This is a genomic window from Sphingomonas sp. 179-I 2A4 NHS, assembly GCF_045369135.1.
Lineage (GTDB): Bacteria > Pseudomonadota > Alphaproteobacteria > Sphingomonadales > Sphingomonadaceae > Sphingomonas.
This window is the reverse complement of the sequence record NZ_JBIQFL010000007.1, coordinates 28,021-43,553: the sequence shown is the minus strand read 5'-3', so window position 1 is coordinate 43,553 and position 15,533 is coordinate 28,021. Positions and strand designations below refer to the sequence as shown.

Annotated in this window: 12 protein-coding genes; 8 read left to right on the top strand and 4 right to left on the bottom strand. The window is 66.5% G+C overall.

What is annotated here, in order from left to right; translation table 11 throughout:
* Positions 1-41: 41 nt before the first annotated feature.
* Positions 42-260 carry a hypothetical protein gene (locus ACH0CP_RS13110; RefSeq protein ID WP_406889405.1) on the bottom strand — a complete coding sequence of 73 codons (219 nt, stop codon included), beginning with the start codon at positions 258-260 and terminating at the stop codon, positions 42-44.
* Positions 261-919: 659 nt separating this feature from the next.
* On the opposite strand from ACH0CP_RS13110, the gene ACH0CP_RS13105 reads away from it, so the two are divergent.
* The 4 genes from ACH0CP_RS13105 to ACH0CP_RS13090 are packed head-to-tail and all read left to right on the top strand — an operon-like array spanning position 920 to position 6,799.
* A complete protein-coding gene (locus tag ACH0CP_RS13105) occupies positions 920-1,207 on the top strand; it encodes a hypothetical protein (RefSeq protein ID WP_406889404.1) in 288 nt (95 codons plus the stop codon).
* Entirely contained in the window at positions 1,197-3,503 is a 2,307-nt protein-coding gene (locus tag ACH0CP_RS13100; protein ID WP_406889402.1) for a type IV secretion system DNA-binding domain-containing protein, read from the top strand. The genes ACH0CP_RS13105 and ACH0CP_RS13100 overlap by 11 nt, the downstream gene beginning before the upstream one ends.
* Before the next feature lie 3 nt (positions 3,504-3,506).
* Positions 3,507-6,551: a MobF family relaxase gene (gene mobF, locus ACH0CP_RS13095; protein WP_406889399.1), complete on the top strand. Its 3,045-nt coding sequence runs from the start codon at positions 3,507-3,509 to the stop codon at positions 6,549-6,551.
* A gap of 41 nt (positions 6,552-6,592) precedes the next feature.
* Positions 6,593-6,799 carry a hypothetical protein gene (locus ACH0CP_RS13090; RefSeq protein WP_406889397.1) on the top strand — a complete coding sequence of 69 codons (207 nt, stop codon included), beginning with the start codon at positions 6,593-6,595 and terminating at the stop codon, positions 6,797-6,799.
* Between the two features lie 848 nt (positions 6,800-7,647).
* Here the strand turns inward: ACH0CP_RS13090 and ACH0CP_RS13085 are convergent.
* The 3 genes from ACH0CP_RS13085 to ACH0CP_RS13075 all read right to left on the bottom strand — a co-directional run bounded on the left by ACH0CP_RS13085 (position 7,648) and on the right by ACH0CP_RS13075 (position 9,022).
* The gene (locus ACH0CP_RS13085; RefSeq protein ID WP_406889395.1) at positions 7,648-7,941 is read right to left on the bottom strand and encodes a hypothetical protein; all 294 of its coding nucleotides are present in this window, start codon (positions 7,939-7,941) and stop codon (positions 7,648-7,650) included.
* A gap of 74 nt (positions 7,942-8,015) precedes the next feature.
* Complete coding sequence (locus tag ACH0CP_RS13080; protein WP_406889393.1) at positions 8,016-8,249, bottom strand: hypothetical protein; 234 nt, start codon at positions 8,247-8,249, stop codon at positions 8,016-8,018.
* Positions 8,250-8,329: 80 nt separating this feature from the next.
* Entirely contained in the window at positions 8,330-9,022 is a 693-nt protein-coding gene (locus ACH0CP_RS13075) for an SOS response-associated peptidase family protein (RefSeq protein ID WP_406893919.1), read from the bottom strand.
* Positions 9,023-9,325: 303 nt separating this feature from the next.
* Here ACH0CP_RS13075 and ACH0CP_RS13070 point away from each other — a divergent pair, with 303 nt between their 5' ends.
* From ACH0CP_RS13070 to ACH0CP_RS13055, 4 genes are all read left to right on the top strand, one after another.
* A complete protein-coding gene (locus ACH0CP_RS13070) occupies positions 9,326-9,631 on the top strand; it encodes an SOS response-associated peptidase family protein (protein ID WP_406889389.1) in 306 nt (101 codons plus the stop codon).
* Between the two features lie 146 nt (positions 9,632-9,777).
* Positions 9,778-10,536, top strand: coding sequence for an ImuA family protein (locus tag ACH0CP_RS13065; RefSeq protein WP_406889386.1), 759 nt, complete (start codon positions 9,778-9,780; stop codon positions 10,534-10,536).
* A 163-nt stretch (positions 10,537-10,699) separates the two neighbouring features.
* Complete coding sequence (locus ACH0CP_RS13060; protein ID WP_406889384.1) at positions 10,700-12,238, top strand: Y-family DNA polymerase; 1,539 nt, start codon at positions 10,700-10,702, stop codon at positions 12,236-12,238.
* Positions 12,235-15,498 carry an error-prone DNA polymerase gene (locus ACH0CP_RS13055; protein ID WP_406889381.1) on the top strand — a complete coding sequence of 1,088 codons (3,264 nt, stop codon included), beginning with the start codon at positions 12,235-12,237 and terminating at the stop codon, positions 15,496-15,498. The genes ACH0CP_RS13060 and ACH0CP_RS13055 overlap by 4 nt, the downstream gene beginning before the upstream one ends.
* Positions 15,499-15,533 lie beyond the last annotated feature (35 nt).

Genomic DNA, 15,533 nt, shown 5'->3' with positions numbered 1-15,533 from the left:
CCCCATGCCCGTGCCGCGACTGACGTCGCGGCGGGTCCCGCTCAGGCGGCGAGCCGCCGCTCCACTTCCTCGATACCGAGCGCCTTGATGCGCTTGGTGAGCGCTTCCAACCGACCGGCGGGGAGCTTGAGCAGCCCCGCCTTCTCGATCGTCCTGATCGCCTCCTCGCGCTCGCGCTTCGCGAGCTGTTCGCGACGCTCCGCCAACCGACGCTCCTCTTCTTCGAGCGCCTGTCGTTCCTGTTCCAACGTCCGTGCCATAAGGGCCTCGCTGTTCAAAGCTGATCGGGCCGTGAACGCAGACCTATTGTTGAAGCGCATCGGCCAAGCGTTCAAGGGCCTTGGCAAGCTGTGGGCGGCTCGGCGGCTCCTCCCGGCGCCGCCGCACGGGCTCTATTCGCGCGTGCGCGACGCGCTCACGAAGCCGGCTTCGCCGTCTTCGCCCTCCCGGGTGACGATTCCTGCCGGGTCAACAACGACTGTGCAGCCGAGCCCCGGATCCCCAAGATGCCTGTCGGGAGCGACCGCCGGCGTCCCCTTCGCGCAAGCTATCTTCGGCGGCGCCTCTTCCGCGCAATGCGCGGCCCCGTTCCCGGCCGGAGCCGGGACCCACCCCGAAACGCTGATGACCAGGACCACCCGGGACCTGGAGCAATCCTGATAGATTCTAGCACACCCTACGCACCTGGCGGTGCATGGCTCTCCGATGAAATCAATGACTTACCGGGAGGTGGTCCGGTGCGACCTTGTGGGACGTCTCGGCGCACGCCCGAAAGTCGGGTAGTTACAATGGGTTGAACGTCACACATCGCCACACGCTGCTACCGGGTCGGCAATAGCCTTTGCTAGGAGTGCGGCGATCGACTATAAGGCTCGTCGCCTCTTTCGATCCCCACCAGCCTCTCTGCTAGGAGGCTGGTTTGTCCACTACCAGGCACTGCACGGTTCGACTGGACCGACAGCAGCACGATCGAATTGTCGCGCTCGCCAGCGAGCAGAATTGCAATCCGTCAGACGTGATCAGAGCGGCCATCGAGGCCTATCTCGGCACGGCCACGCTCCTGGCTTCGAGCCACCGCCGCCTCGCGCGCATCAGCGAGTTCATGCAGCTCGCACTCGACGTCATCATCAGCGAGCAATATCCCGAGTTTCGCGACCGGATCATTGCCAACACCGACAAGCGCCTGGAGCAATACCATGGCGCGTAACGACATCCGGACCGATGGCCGTCCGATCCCGCTGACCCACCATTCCGCGCGCGGAAAAGTCCAACGCAATTCGGGCAATTTCACCCGCGGCAGCCAGCTCCTCACCCACGAGCTGCTGATGTGGTTCGCCGGCGCGAAACTGCCCTTCGTCGTCTGGTTCTTCGTGTTCCTCGCAGCGTGGTTCATCATCATGTCGCTGAAGCTGGACGAGCATGGCTTCCAGCTCGTCTGCATGAAGCTCTACGCCTTGCTGTGGGACTGGGTCGGCCTCGACCCGACGAAGCGGGTCAACGTAACGCTTCCGAGCGGCGAGCTACATCGCACGATCATGACGGTGGTCCCGTTGATGCCCGAGGTCCAGCGCGCCTGGAGCGTCGCCATGCGTGGCCTTCTCGGCGCACTGCTCTTCTCGGTGTTCCTGACCATCCCGGTGTCGATCTGGTTCGTCGATCTTTCGCGTCGTCGCGGCAAGACGATCCTGCAGGAGCGCCACGAGCGCGGTGCGATGCTGGTTGATTGTGACGTGCTCGTCGCCGAGGTCTCGCAGCACAACGCAGCCGCCTTCGAGAGCGACGCGCGCAAATGCCTGCCCAGCCTCTCGCCGAAGCAGGTTCTCGCGCTCCCATTCGTGGAGCGGAAACGTGCCGGTATCCATCATCCCTACACGCTCGCCGGAGTCCCTTTTCCGCATCGGATGGAGCAATCGCACACGATGCTGATCGGCACGACCGGATCAGGCAAGACCACCGAGCTTAGAAGCCTCGTCCGGCAGATGCGCGAGCGTCAGGACAGCGCCGTGATCTTCGATCTGACCGGGGCCTATGTGGAGGCCTTCTACGACCCCGCGCGCGACACGATCCTCAATCCGATGGACCGCCGCTGCCCGGCCTGGTCGATCTTCTCGGACTGCCGCACACACAGCGAGTTTACGGCGGCAGCAGCCGCCCTCATCCCCGCCGATGGCGGCTCGTCCGAACCCTTCTGGGCGCTCGCCGCACGGACCCTGTTCATCGAGATGTGCATCCGCCTGGTCGAGCGGGGACAGACGACCAATCTGGCACTCGCCGAGAACCTGATGACTGCCGATCTGAAGCGCGTTCATCGCTTCCTCCAGAACACGATCGCCGACCCGCTGACCGCGCCCGAAGCGGCGCGCATGGCGGAGTCGATCCGCGCCGTCTTCAACACCAATGCGCAGGTGCTGCGCTTCCTTCCCGATACCGGCGAACCCTTCTCGATCCGGAACTGGATCACGGGCGAGAAGCAGCCCGGGTCGATCCTCTTCATCACGTCCAACTATGTCGATCTCCCGATGAACCGGGCGCTGCTGACGCTCTGGATGGACCTCGCCATCAACCGCCTCATGACCCTGCCGCGCACACGCGACCTGCGGACCTGGTTCATGTTCGATGAGCTCGGTGCGCTCCACAAGCTGCCGGCGATCGAGAACGGTCTCCAGACCGCCCGCGCATTCGGCGGGGCGATGATTCTGGGCATCCACAGCTTCGAGAAACTGATCGAGGTCTACGGGGAGCAAGGCGCTCGCAACCTCGCCTCGCTCGCCCGCTCCAAGCTGATCCTGGCGACCGCGGACCTCGATACGGCCGAGCAGTGCGCCCGCTACATCGGCAACCGCGAAGTGCGGCAGATGGATGAAGCCTACAGCTATGGCTACAACAACACCCGTGATGCCTCGACGCTGACGCCCAGGAAGCAGGTCGAGCCGCTCGTCATAGCCGACGACATCACCAACCTGCCCTCGATGCATGGCTTCGTGAAGTTCCCCGACGGCTTCCCCGCCGCGCGCATCCAGCTCGTCTGGAAAGACTATCCCCAGGTCGCCGAAGGCTTCCTCCCGCGACCCGACCTCCAACCGGTGCGATCAAGGCGCGGAGAGGAGGTGTTCGACGAGGAAGGGGGCGGCGAAGCGGGCGGGAGGGACGGCGCCGGCCAGATCGCGGAAGAGGTCGTCGAGCCGGTCAATATCGCGACGGAAATGGCGGCGCGTATCCTCTCCGCCGAGACCATAGAGGAGGGCAGCCCGGCAACCCGCACGTCAGCCCAACGGAGCGAAGATCGAGGCGACGAGCCGTCTTCGCGCGAACATGCGGCGGACCGGGCTCAGGCCGCCCGTGCCGCCCCCGACCAGCCGCAGGCAGCAACGGAGCACCGGGATGGCCGCCGTGAGGGCCGCGGCCATGGCGCGGCCCTCGCGCGCGAGGATCAGACACTGGTGGAACTTCGCCAGGATTTCTCCGGCGGCCGCGATCATGACGGCGCGGACATGGGGATCTGACCCATGCTTTCCGTCGCATCGGTCCGTTCCGCATCCGGTGCTGCCGGCTATTTCGCGAAAGACGACTATTACACGGTCGAGGGATCGTCTGAAGTCAGCGTCTGGGCGGGCGAGGGATCGGCCGAGCTAGGCCTCTCGGGCGAGGTGTCGAAAGACGCTTTCGAAGGGGTGCTCAACGGCATCCTGCCGAACGGCGAGGCCGTCGCGCAGGTCGAGAATCGACGCGCCGGCGTCGACCTCACCTTCTCGGCGCCGAAATCGGTCTCCGTCCTCGCCTATGTTGCCGGCGACAAGCGGATACTGGGTCCCGATGGCGCCAACATGATGGCGGTCACCCGGGCGATGACCTGGGTCGAGAGCAACCTCGCTGAGGGCCGAAAGGACGTAGAGGGGCGCAAGGTGCCGGTGCGGAGCGGCAACCTCGTCTACGCTCTCTTCCAGCATGACACGAGCCGCGCCCTCGACCCGCAGGCCCATGCCCATGCCGTCATCGCCAACTTGACCAGGATGCCCGACGGCAAGTGGCAGGCGCTCCACGCCGACAAGATCTGGTCGAACAACTCCGTGATCGGCTCGATCTACCATGCCTTTCTCCGCGAGGAGCTCGAGAAGCTCGGCTACCAGGTGGAGCTCAAGGGCAAGCACGGCACGTTCGAGATCGCCGGCGTGCCCAAGCCGGTGCTCGACGCGTTCAGCCAGCGGCGCGAGGCCATTCTCGAGAAGGCCGCCGAGCTCGGCATCTTCTCGCCGAAGGGGCGCGACGGCGTCACCACCAACACGCGCGATCCCAAGCTCAACGTCGAGGACCGGGAGGCGCTGCGGCAGGACTGGATCGACAAGGCGGCGGCACTCGGGTTCGACGGCAAATCGCTCCTGGACGCAGCTCTGGCGCGATCGGCGCAACGCGACCCAGGCAGCGCACTCGAGCGCGGCTACCGCGCGGTCTCGGATGCCGTTTCAGCGGCATGGGACAAGCTGGGATCTGTCCTGCGCCCGCATGATCCTCTCGTCGACCGCGGGCTGGGGCGGGTGACGGCCTTGCCGGCCGAAGCGCGCGCGCAACTGGCTGTCGCCTCAGCCGTCCGAATGCTCTCCGAGCGCGAGGCTGCCTTCAGCGTGCACCAGCTCGGCAAGACCGCGCTCGATCTCGGCCTCAAGCGCGTGACCGTGGATCATGTCGAGCGGCGGATCGAGCAACTCGTCGGGCGGGGGCAGCTGATCGCGGGCGAGGCGCGGATCGGCGACACGCGGCCCCGGCTGGTCACCACCCAGGAAGCGCTTCGCACCGAGGAGCGGATCCTGGACGCGGTTCAGGAAGGGAGGGGGCGCGCCTCGCCCGTCCTCGCCCCGCAGGACGCGCCACACCGGCTCCAGGCGGCGGCTGACAGGGAGCTCAACGCCGGCCAGCTCGGCGCGGCGGCGCTGATCCTGTCCTCCAACGACAGCACTGTCGTCATCCAGGGCATCGCCGGGGCCGGTAAGTCGACCATGCTGCAGGCGGTCGCGCGCGTCGCGCAAGCCGAGGGCCGCGCTGTCACGGGCCTTGCCTTCCAGAACAAGATGGTCGCCGATCTCGCGGAAGGGGCGGGCATCAAGTCCCAGACGATCGCCTCCTTCATCCTTGCCAACGAACGCCATCTTCACACCGACGGCCCCGCATACGACGCGGCCCGCGCCGCGCTCGCCGGCTCGATGCTCATTGTGGACGAAACCTCGATGGTCTCGTCCGACGACATGCTGAAGCTCCACCGGATCGCCTCGGTGCTCGGCGTCGATAAGCTCGTCCTGGTGGGGGACCGACAGCAGCTCTCTTCGATCGATGCCGGCAAGTCGTTTGCGCTCATCCAGGCGGGCGGGGGGACGATGGCGCGGATGGACGAGAATATCCGCCAGCGCACCGACCAGCTGCGCACCGTCGCGGCGCTCGCGAATGTCGGCGAAGCGTCCAAGGCGATGAAGGTGCTCGGCGACAGCGTCGTCGAGCACCAGAGTCCTGCGCTGCACGCGGCCGAGATGTGGCTCGGCCTGCCGTCGGCCGAGCGCGAGGCGACGGCCGTGTTCGCGTCGGGGCGCGCGGCGCGGGCGATCATCAACCAGCGCATCCAGGATGGCCTGGCCTCCGAAGGCAGCGTGCGCGGCGAGGGCATCCAACTCACGGTCTACGAGCGCGTCAACACCACGCGCGAGGAACTGCGCTATGCTTCCACCTATCAGGCCGGCCAGACGCTCGAGGTCGGCCGCGGCGGCGGGCAGGACGTTGGCCTGGCAGCGGGCCGCTATGAGGTCGGCAAGGTCCACCCGAACGGCAAGGTGGACCTGAAGCTCGGCAACAAGTCCATCCGCTTCGACCCGCAAAGGCTCTCGCCGACCGAAAAGCGGGATCGCCTGCAGCTCAGTGAGAAAAAGGAGCTTCACCTTCGCGAGGGCGACCGCATCCGCTGGACCGCCAACGACAAGGATCGTGGGCTGCACAACTCGGCGCTGGCGCGAGTGCTCACGGTCGACGCCAGCGGCGTTACCGTCGAAATCGCCGGCAAGGACCGGCTGACGCTCGATCTCGGCGACCCGATGCTGTCGCGCCTCGACCTTGCCTACTCGCTCAACATGCACACGGCGCAGGGCATCACGACGGACAGGGCGATCACCGTCATGTCGAGCCAGGAGCGCAATCTCTCCAATCAGCGCCTGTTCAACGTCGGAGTCACGCGCGTGCGCGACGAGCTCACGATGGTGGTTGACGACAAGGAGAAGCTCGCGCGGCAGCTCGACAACAGCCCGGGCAACAAGACGTCGGCGCTCGAGACCGTCGGTCGCCTGGACATCGATCAGGAACGCACGGGGGGCAAGAGCGGCAGCCCGCGTGACAAGCTCCATGTCGGTCCGATCGACCTGGCGGATCTGCCGCCGCTGCCCGGCGACCATCCGTCCCCGGCCAACACCCGCGGCGAAGCCGCCGCCAGCATCCCCAAGGCACCGCCGGAGCTCAAACCCGATCGTGGCGATGCTTTGCCGCCGCTGCCGGAGCGGAGCCTGGGGCTCGACCTGTGAACCGACCGGCCGGACGCCGGGGCTTGATGATGGAGACAACGATGAGTGGATGGGATTTCGATGAGGTGGGGAAGTTCGGCAGCACCAAGGCAGCCGAGGACTTTGCCAAGCGCAATGATGTGGACCCGCGGGACATTCGCACGCGCGAGACCCGGGACGGCGTCGAGCTGGAGATCCGGCGCTCAAGCCTCGACCGCCGCGGCCTCCGCGACAACGGCGAGGGCCGCCGCGACGGCTGGAGCGGATGAGATCACAGCCGGCCGATCAATCACATGGGCCGCGCCGGCAAACGGGGGGACCAGCATCATGGGCATAGATGATCGCGACTACATGAAGGAGCGCTATCGGCAGCGCCAAGGCTTGACGGCGGGAAAGCGTCTTTGGGGCTTCGGCAAGGCCGCGCGCCAAGCTCGAGCCGAGAGAGCTCGCACGGATAAGGCCGTCCCGCTCGGGAGCGCCTCATGGATCGACGCCAAGAGCAGGGGCGAAAGCAGTGGGCTCTGGTTCGACGCCAAGAACCGGGGGTTCGACTATCAGAAGGGTCGGAAGGTGCGGTTGGTTCCGCACCCCATGCAGAAGTGGATCCTTCTTCTGTCGGCCGTCTCATTCTTTTACCCGATGTATCGGGAAGCAAAGCGAAGTGGCTGGCTCCCCGACCGGGAGGCAGCCCTGCCTTTTCCACCTTCGGGGAGCGTCACGGTGAACGCGGCCGTAGACCCCGACGATGCCACATCACGCATGCGGGTGGTGACCTCATCGGCCAATGCTGTCGTCCAACTGTTCGATCCTGGATCCGACCACCACGTCATCTCCGTCTACGTTCATGGCGACGATGACGTCACTGTCCCGGTTCCGCCCGGCACCTATCGGATGCGGGTCATTGAGGGCGACAAATGGCATGGACCCGTGAAGTTCTTCGGACCATCGACGACTTACGAGAGCGTGGTGAAGCTGATGACGTTCACGCGCCGGCACTTTACCGGAATCGACCTACATCGTCGTCCGGACGGCACATTGAAGACCCGGATCAAGATCGGTGACCCGCCGCCGCTACTCTCCGGGAAGCAGAGGGGGAGTGATCCGGTGTCAGCGCGCGTCAGCGTTCCTCCCCGACGGCAGCATCGAGCGCCGCTTCCAGCCGATCGATCACCGCGGCCCGGCTCGCCATCTTGGGGAGCTCACGGCGAGTGAAGTCCTGAAGGCGGCGCACGTCGCGCAATGGCAGACGCAATGTCAGGATCGTCCGGTCCAGCGCCGAAGGGGCGATGGCATCGGCCTCCTTGCCGGCCACAAGGAAGTGTTCGAGCAGACGCTTGCGGGCCGCGAAGCTCCAGCCGAGCCTGGCAAGCTCATCCGGCTGTAAGGACAGCAGCGCCAGCGCGACGTCCATGATGTCTTCGAATGGCAGCAGGACGCGAACGATCCGACCGCCGCGCGCACGCCAACGGCGAAGGGGACCACGCCTCACTGCAGTGTCGGCCCCGCGTCCTCGCCATCGAGCGACCTCAAGGCGCCGAGGATCTCGTCAACCGGGATGGGATGTTGTGCTCCCGGCGGTCTGCGAAGCGCCGGCTGGCCCTCGACCGCGACGCGATCGGATGCCCAGGATGCGAGAATGGCGCGCTTCACTTCGGGTTCGAGGGTCGGGTGCCCTGCAACCTCGAAGGGATGGAGATATCGGGAAACAGGCTGCGACATGACTGCCTCCTTTCGTTCAGTCGCGGCTATGCTTCAGGCACTGCTGATCGACGGGAAATTTGGTTTTGATCTGAACGGGATCAAGAGGCACCGCGCACCTGCGACATCGCCGGGATCATCTTTGCCTTCGGTCTGCTACGGCCACATTCTTCCCGCGAAGAACAGGCGAGAGAGACAGCCGAGGGCCTCGGCGTCAGAGCGCGAGCGTCCGCTGGGACGCACCCGGCCCGAGCTCTTCGATGATGAACGTCCGCGCCGGCGGAGTGTCGAGCAGGTCGCCCTCCGGAATGCCATGGTCGAGCCATTTGCATGACCTGCCGGCGATGGATGATCGCGCCGTGCCGTTCCTGATAGCGCGCCACCTCACGGTTCGCGGCGACCGTCACGACGCGGTAGCACAGTGGCCAGTCGCCAATCGCGGCCTCCCACACCGCGGCGAGATAGAAGTGATTGCCGCCATCGAGCATCACGCGATAGCGCTTCTGTCCGACCGCCATATGGAATTCGCTCGCCGGGACCAGGCAGCGGTGGCTCGGAAACGTCCGGCCTTCCGAACGTACGAAGCGATATGTCTCGCCGTCGCTGAAGCGGGGATTGGACCCCCATACCGCTTCGACCATCTCGATTTCGCTGGCATCGTCGGGATTTCGCCGGATGATGGCGCGCCGGGTGCCGATCGGAGCGTTCGGATCGAAGGGGGTGGGCGAGTCCATCCCAAGAACACAATAGGAACTTGGTCGAGTCGCAAGAAAGGCTGCAGCTAACGTGTGCAACGACTATCGTCTTGAGACCGACATTGCCTCGATCGTCGAGGACTTCTCCGACCTCAAGATCAAGATCAAAGTCCCGAGGGCACGCCGAACGTCGCTGCGCGCGAGGACATCAAGATCACCGAAGTCGCGCCGATTGTCCGCACGATCGACGGGGATCGTGGCGCGGGTGAGCTGGTCAACCGGCGATGGAGCTGGCCCAGCCCGACCGGGAAACCGGTCTACAACTTCATCTCCGAGAATCGCGAGTTCTCGTCCGGTCGGTGCCTGATACTGGCGGACGGCTTCTATGAGTTCACGGACCCGTTGCCAGGGCAGAAGCGCAAGACCAAATGGCTGTTCACGCTCAAGGATCACGACTGGTTCTGCATTGCGGGCATCTGGCGGGCAGACCCAAAGGTCGGTGAAGCGTTCACGATGCTGACGATGGCGCCCGGCGAGGATGTCGCACCCTATCATCACCGTCAGGTCATCCCTCTGACGCGTCATCGATGGGCCGACTGGCTCGACCCCGCAGTACCGGCGCACGAAGTGCTTCGCGCTCTGCCCAAGGGCAGTTTGCCTGTTGTGCGCGTCTATCCGCCGGCCCCGGCACAGGCCGACTTGCTTTAGCGCTCTCTGGCGGTTCGCCTGTCCATTCGAGAGGGGGCGAGTTGGGAGGAGTGCTAGCGGTGCGGCATCGCGCCGCTACGATCAGCGTCTTGACCAGTCCCGGTGATTGTCGGAACATACGGGGAACATCCCGAGTCTAGACAATCATGCCTGCCGCCGCTTTCCCGATTTCCGACCTGACGCATCTGCGAGCGATCGCGACTCCTGTTGCCGACCACAGGACCATCCCCTTCAACCTTTCCGCCTTGGATCGGCGTTTGGCCGGGGGCGGGTTGCGGGCCGGGGCACTTCACGAGGTCGCCGCCCGGACGTGCTCACTAGCCGACGATGCGGCCGCAACGCTTTTCCTTGTCGGTATCGCTGCGCGGGAAGCCCGCCACGCCGGCGGGCCCGTTCTATGGGCGAGCTCCAGGGTTGATCTTTATGCCCCTGGGATCGCTCAGGCCGGCCTCGACGCGGCAGACGTGATCCACGCCCAACCCCGCGACGACGAGACCTTGTTGGCCGTCGTTGAAGACGCTGTTCGTGACGGCACCCCGTCAGCCATCGTTGCTGAAGCTGCCAAGGTGTCGATGGTGGCCACCCGCCGGCTCCAGCTCGTCGCCGCCGATGCCGACATTCCGGTGCTGCTGCTCCGGCGGCGTCGGCGTCGCGAGCAGGATCCGTTAGGGGAGTCATCGGCCGCCTGGACGCGCTGGCGCATCGCCAGCGCGCCATCCGAGCGTCTCTCGGTTCAGGGTGTAGGCCGGGCGCGCTGGTCGGTGGAGCTGGCACGGCAGCGCGGTGGCGAACAATTCTCCCTGATTGTGGAGGGCTGCGATGAGACGGGTTGTCTCGCTGTTCCTGCCGCACTTGGCCGTGGAACGGCTGAGGCGGATGGAACGGCCCGCTTCGCGGCCGCCTGACCGCGTTCCGCTCCAGCGTGGCGTTGACGACGATCCCGGCGCCTGCTCGGTCCCGCGGGGCGGCGGCTGGCGGCCGGGCGCGCGCTGGGCACGGACGAAGCAGGCGACGCGCGCAGAGGTAGAGCAGCAGATCGCAGCACTGCCGACCCACGCTCAACCTGCCATGCGCGAGCTTGGCCGGCGGTCGGAGGCGGCTGAGCACCCGTTCAAGCAACCGGCACGCGCGGCGCGCGCGACCTCGATCGGCATCGCGCCTTCCCGTGAGCATGCGCCGCTGGCGCTCGTCGCAAAGGTCGGCCGGCGAGAGGAAGTGGTCGCCGCCTGCGTCGGGTCCCAAGCGCTGGGGATCCACGTTGGGATGCCCGGGACCCATGCGCGTGCACTGGCGTCCGATCTCGACTTCCGGCCCCACGAGCCGGCGGCGGACCTGGCGCTGCTCGACCGGCTTGCATTGCTGGCGGTGCGGCGCTGGTCGCCCATTGCCGCGGCCACCCCGCCGGACGGGATCTGGCTCGACCTCAGCGGCTGCGATCACCTTCACGGCGGCGAGGAGCGGTTCTGCCGACGGCTTCTCGCCTTCTGCCGGCGTGCCGGCTTCACCGCGCGCGTTGCGCTCGCCGACACACCTGGCGCGGCGCATGCGCTGGCGCGCTTTGGCGCGCGCGACCTCACGATCGTCCCGCCTGGCGAGACAGTTCGCGAGCTGTCGCCGCTGCCGCCAGCCGCGTTGCGCCTAAGAGGCGCAGCGCTGAGCGCTGCGCGCCGGTTTGGTTTCGAGACCATCGCCGACCTGCTGCCGGTCGCGCGCGGGCCGCTCGCGCGCCGGCTGGGCCTGCCCGCGATCGCCCGGCTGGACCAGGCCCTTGGATCGATCGCCGAGCCGATCACTCCGCGCGAGGATGCCGTCGTCCCGATTGTCGAGCGCCGACTGCTCGAACCGGTTGGCACCGCCGAAGCGATCGCACAGGTCATGGACGACCTGCTCCGCGACCTGGCCGAGCAGCTGCAGGCGAGGGGACTCGGCGCCCGATCGCTGCGGCTCTGCGGGCTGCGCGTCGACGGCAGCGAGCAGGTCGTAGGTATCGGCACGTCGCGACCGACGCGCGAAGTGTCGCACCTCTTGCGACTGCTGAAGCTCCGGATTGAGCGGATCGATCCCGGGATGGGGCTCGAGCAGTTCTGGCTGGCCGCCCCCCATACCGAGCCGCTCGATGCGATCGCACTCGGCGCGGTCCTCGCAGGCGATACCCAGGTGCGGGACCCGGCGCGGCTCGTCGATGTCGTCGCGGGACGGATCGGTCCGGGCGCGGTGTTCCGGCTTGCCCCCGTTGAGAGCCATGTGCCGGAACGGGCTGTCACTCGTTCCGACCCCGTGGGCATGCCGGGGAGGTGGCCCGGCTGGCAACGCCCGGTCCGCCTGTTCACGCGGCCCGAGCCCCTTTGGGGCGTCATCGCGCTGCTTCCCGACCAGCCGCCTCGCCGCTTCGAGTGGCGGGGCAGGGCACATCGTGTGGTAGCCGGCGATGGTCCGGAGCGAATCCATGGCGAGTGGTGGCGCCGCGACGCGGAAGTCTGGGCCGTCCGCGACTATTACCGGGTCGAGGATGAGGAAGGCGGGCGCTTCTGGCTGTTCCGGCGGGGTGACGGGGTGGACGACGACACCGGCGATTTCAGCTGGTGGATCCACGGCGTGTTCGCATGAGCCCCTATGTCGAACTCCAGGTGCTGACCCACTTCTCCCTCCTTCGGGGCGCGTCTTCCCCTGACGAGCTGTTCTCGGCCGCGGCGCTGCTCGGCTACCCCGCACTAGGCGTCGGAGACATCGGTACCGTGGCGGGTGTCGTGCGTGCCTGGGAGGCGCAGAAGGTGACGGCTGTGCGCTCGATCGCAGGGGCCCGCGTCGACCTTTCCTGCGGGCGGCGCCTGATCCTCTACCCGACCGATCGTCGCGCTTGGTCGCGGCTGACACGGCTGCTTACTGTCGGGAAGAAGCGGGCGGGGAAAGGCAGCTGCCTCCTTCACTGGCACGACCTCCCACCCTGGTCTGAAGGAATTATCGCCATCCTGCTGCCTCACGAGGCTGACGAGGACAACCTGGCGGCACTGGGCGACCTCAGACGGGTCTATGGCCGACGCGGCTTCATGGCTCTGTTCCAGCGCCGCCGTCCCGACGATGCCGTCCGCATCGATGCCTTGGCACGCCAGGCGGGTGGGGCCGGCGTGCGGTCGGTCGTCACCGGCGATGTGCTTTACCATGCACCCGAAGCGCGGCTGCTCCAGGATGTGGTCACCGCCGTGCGCGAGAAGTGTACCGTCGACGAGCTGGGCTTCCGGCGCGAGGTCAATGCCGACCGCGCGCTGAAGTCACCAGAGGAGATGGTCCGGCGTTTCCGCGCCTACCCGGACGCGCTACGCGCCAGCGTTGATATCGCGGAGGCCTGCACCTTCGACCTTGGCGAACTCGCTTACCAGTACCCGCACGAGCGCGTGATCGACGGCTTGAACGCGCAGCAGGCGCTGAAGCAGCTGGCAGGAAACGCGGCCGAGCAGATGTTCAACGGCGCGATCCCGCAGGCCTATCGTAACCAGATCGGCCACGAGCTGCGATTGATCGGCGAGCTCGGCTATGCGCCCTATTTTCTAACCGTCCACTCGATCGTGCGCGAGGCGCGACGGCGCGGCATCCTCTGTCAGGGGCGGGGGTCGGCCGCGAATAGCTGCGTCTGCTTCGTGCTGGGGATCACCAGCATCGATCCGATCAAGCACGAGCTGCTGTTCGAGCGGTTCGTCTCGGGCGAGCGCCGCGAACCACCCGACATCGACGTCGATTTCGAGCACGAGCGGCGGGAGGAGATCATCCAATGGATCTACGAGACCTACGGCCGTGACCGGTCCGCGCTGACCGCGGTCGTCACCCGCTACCGAGCCCGCGGTGCCGTCCGAGACGTCGGCAAGGCGATGGGTCTGCCCGAGGACCTGACCGCCTCGCTCGCCGGTCTCGTCTGGGGGTGGTCCGCGGAAGGGGTGGGCGAGAAGCAGGTCGAGGAGCTCAACCTCGACATCGCGGATCGGCGGTTGAGGCTCACCCTCGATCTCGCGCGCAAGCTGATCGGTGTGCCGCGCCACATGAGCCAGCACCCGGGCGGGTTCGTCCTCAGCCATGATCGACTCGATGACCTGGTGCCGATCGAGCCCGCTGCGATGGAGGATCGCCAGATCATCGAGTGGGACAAGGACGATATCGACGCGCTCAAGTTCATGAAGGTCGACGTGCTTGGGCTGGGCATGCTGGGTTGCATGAACAGGGCCTTCAACCTCCTCGCGGAGGCCAAGGGTAAGCGGATCGGGCTTGCCGACCTGCAAGACGACGATCCTGCCGTATTCGACATGATCCAGAAGGCGGATACCCTCGGAACCTTCCAGATCGAGAGCCGGGCGCAGATGTCGATGCTGCCCCGTATGAAGCCCCGTCGCTTCTACGACCTCGTGATCCAGGTTGCGATCGTGCGTCCGGGCCCGATCCAGGGTGATATGGTCCACCCCTATCTGCGCCGGCGGGAGGGGCTGGAGCGACCCGAATATCCACGATCCGAACTCCGTGCCGTGCTCGAGAAGACGCTGGGTGTCCCGCTCTTTCAGGAGCAGGCAATGAAAGTCGCGATCGTGGGCGCGGGGTTCACGCCCGCGGAAGCCGACGCGCTCAGAAGAGCGATGGCGACCTTCAAGTTCACCGGCGGGGTATCGCACTTCTCCGAGAAGCTGATCGAGGGGATGGTCGCCCGCGGCTACCCGCGCGAGTTTGCCGAGCGAACCTTTCGCCAGCTTGAAGGCTTTGGCTCCTACGGCTTTCCTGAGAGCCACGCCGCCAGCTTTGCCAAGATCGCGTACGCGTCGGCCTGGATGAAGCACCATCATCCCGACGTGTTCTGCGCAAGCCTGATGAACGCGCAGCCGATGGGCTTTTATGCGCCCGCCCAAATCGTTCGCGACGCGCGCGAGCATGGCGTCGAGGTCCGACCGCCCTGCGTCAACGCCAGCCGTTGGGATTGCACGCTCGAGCCCACGAGCGGGCGCTATTTCGCCGTGCGGCTCGGTCTGCGCCAGGTAAGAGGCCTGTCCAATGCTGATGGCGCGGCGATCGTGGGCGCCCGCTCGACTATCCCGTTCGAGTCCGTCGAGGACGTCTGGCGCCGCTCGGGCGTGCCACGCGCCGCGATCGAGAAGCTCGCCGATGCCGACGCCTTCCACACCTTTGGCACTGATCGCCGCCACGGCCTGTGGAAGGTGAAGGGACTTGGCGAGGCGCCGCTGCCGCTTTTCGCCGCTGCGGACCGCGAGGCGGAGACCTTCAGCGCGGAGGGGCGCGAGCCTGATGTCAACCTGCGCCCGCTCACCGATGGGCGGGAAGTGATCGAGGATTATCGCACGCTCCAGCTTTCGCTGCGCGCGCACCCGCTTACCTTTGTCCGTGATGAGCTCCGCCGTCGCGGCGTGACCCGCTGCGCCGATCTCGCCGGCATTCGCGACGGGCGCCATGTCGAGGTCGCCGGCATCATCCTCGTTCGACAGAAGCCCGGCAGCGCCAAGGGCGTGCTCTTCATCACGATCGAAGACGAGACCGGGATCGCAAACGGCATTCTCTGGCCCGACCGCTTCGAAGCGCAGCGCCGCACCGTCATGTCGGCCTCAATGATCGGGATGAAGGGCCGCGTTCAGAAGGAAGGCGAGGTGATCCATATCATCTGCGATCGGATCATCGACCATGGCGACCTGCTGCACCGGGTAGGCGAGATGTCGTTCCCGCATCGAACGGGACGCGGCGATGGCGCGCGTCACGCGGCTACGTCGGATCGTGGAGACAAGGCCTGGGATCCGGACCCTCGCAACTGTTACTGGCCGCCGCACGCAGACGGCCTAGATCCCGAAGAGGTTGTGCGTTTCAAGTCGCACGATTTCCGTTGAACCGTGGCTCTTCCCTCGCGGCACCAGCGCGTCGT

Coding starts and splice junctions, on each gene's coding strand:
- ACH0CP_RS13060 (WP_406889384.1), top strand. CDS start 10,700: ATGCGCGAGCTTGGCCGGCGGTCGGAGGCGGCTGAGCACCCGTTCAAG.
- ACH0CP_RS13100 (WP_406889402.1), top strand. CDS start 1,197: ATGGCGCGTAACGACATCCGGACCGATGGCCGTCCGATCCCGCTGACC.
- ACH0CP_RS13080 (WP_406889393.1), bottom strand. CDS start 8,249: ATGTCGCAGCCTGTTTCCCGATATCTCCATCCCTTCGAGGTTGCAGGG.
- ACH0CP_RS13090 (WP_406889397.1), top strand. CDS start 6,593: ATGAGTGGATGGGATTTCGATGAGGTGGGGAAGTTCGGCAGCACCAAG.
- ACH0CP_RS13055 (WP_406889381.1), top strand. CDS start 12,235: ATGAGCCCCTATGTCGAACTCCAGGTGCTGACCCACTTCTCCCTCCTT.
- ACH0CP_RS13065 (WP_406889386.1), top strand. CDS start 9,778: ATGCCTGCCGCCGCTTTCCCGATTTCCGACCTGACGCATCTGCGAGCG.
- ACH0CP_RS13085 (WP_406889395.1), bottom strand. CDS start 7,941: ATGGACGTCGCGCTGGCGCTGCTGTCCTTACAGCCGGATGAGCTTGCC.
- mobF (WP_406889399.1), top strand. CDS start 3,507: ATGCTTTCCGTCGCATCGGTCCGTTCCGCATCCGGTGCTGCCGGCTAT.
- ACH0CP_RS13110 (WP_406889405.1), bottom strand. CDS start 260: ATGGCACGGACGTTGGAACAGGAACGACAGGCGCTCGAAGAAGAGGAG.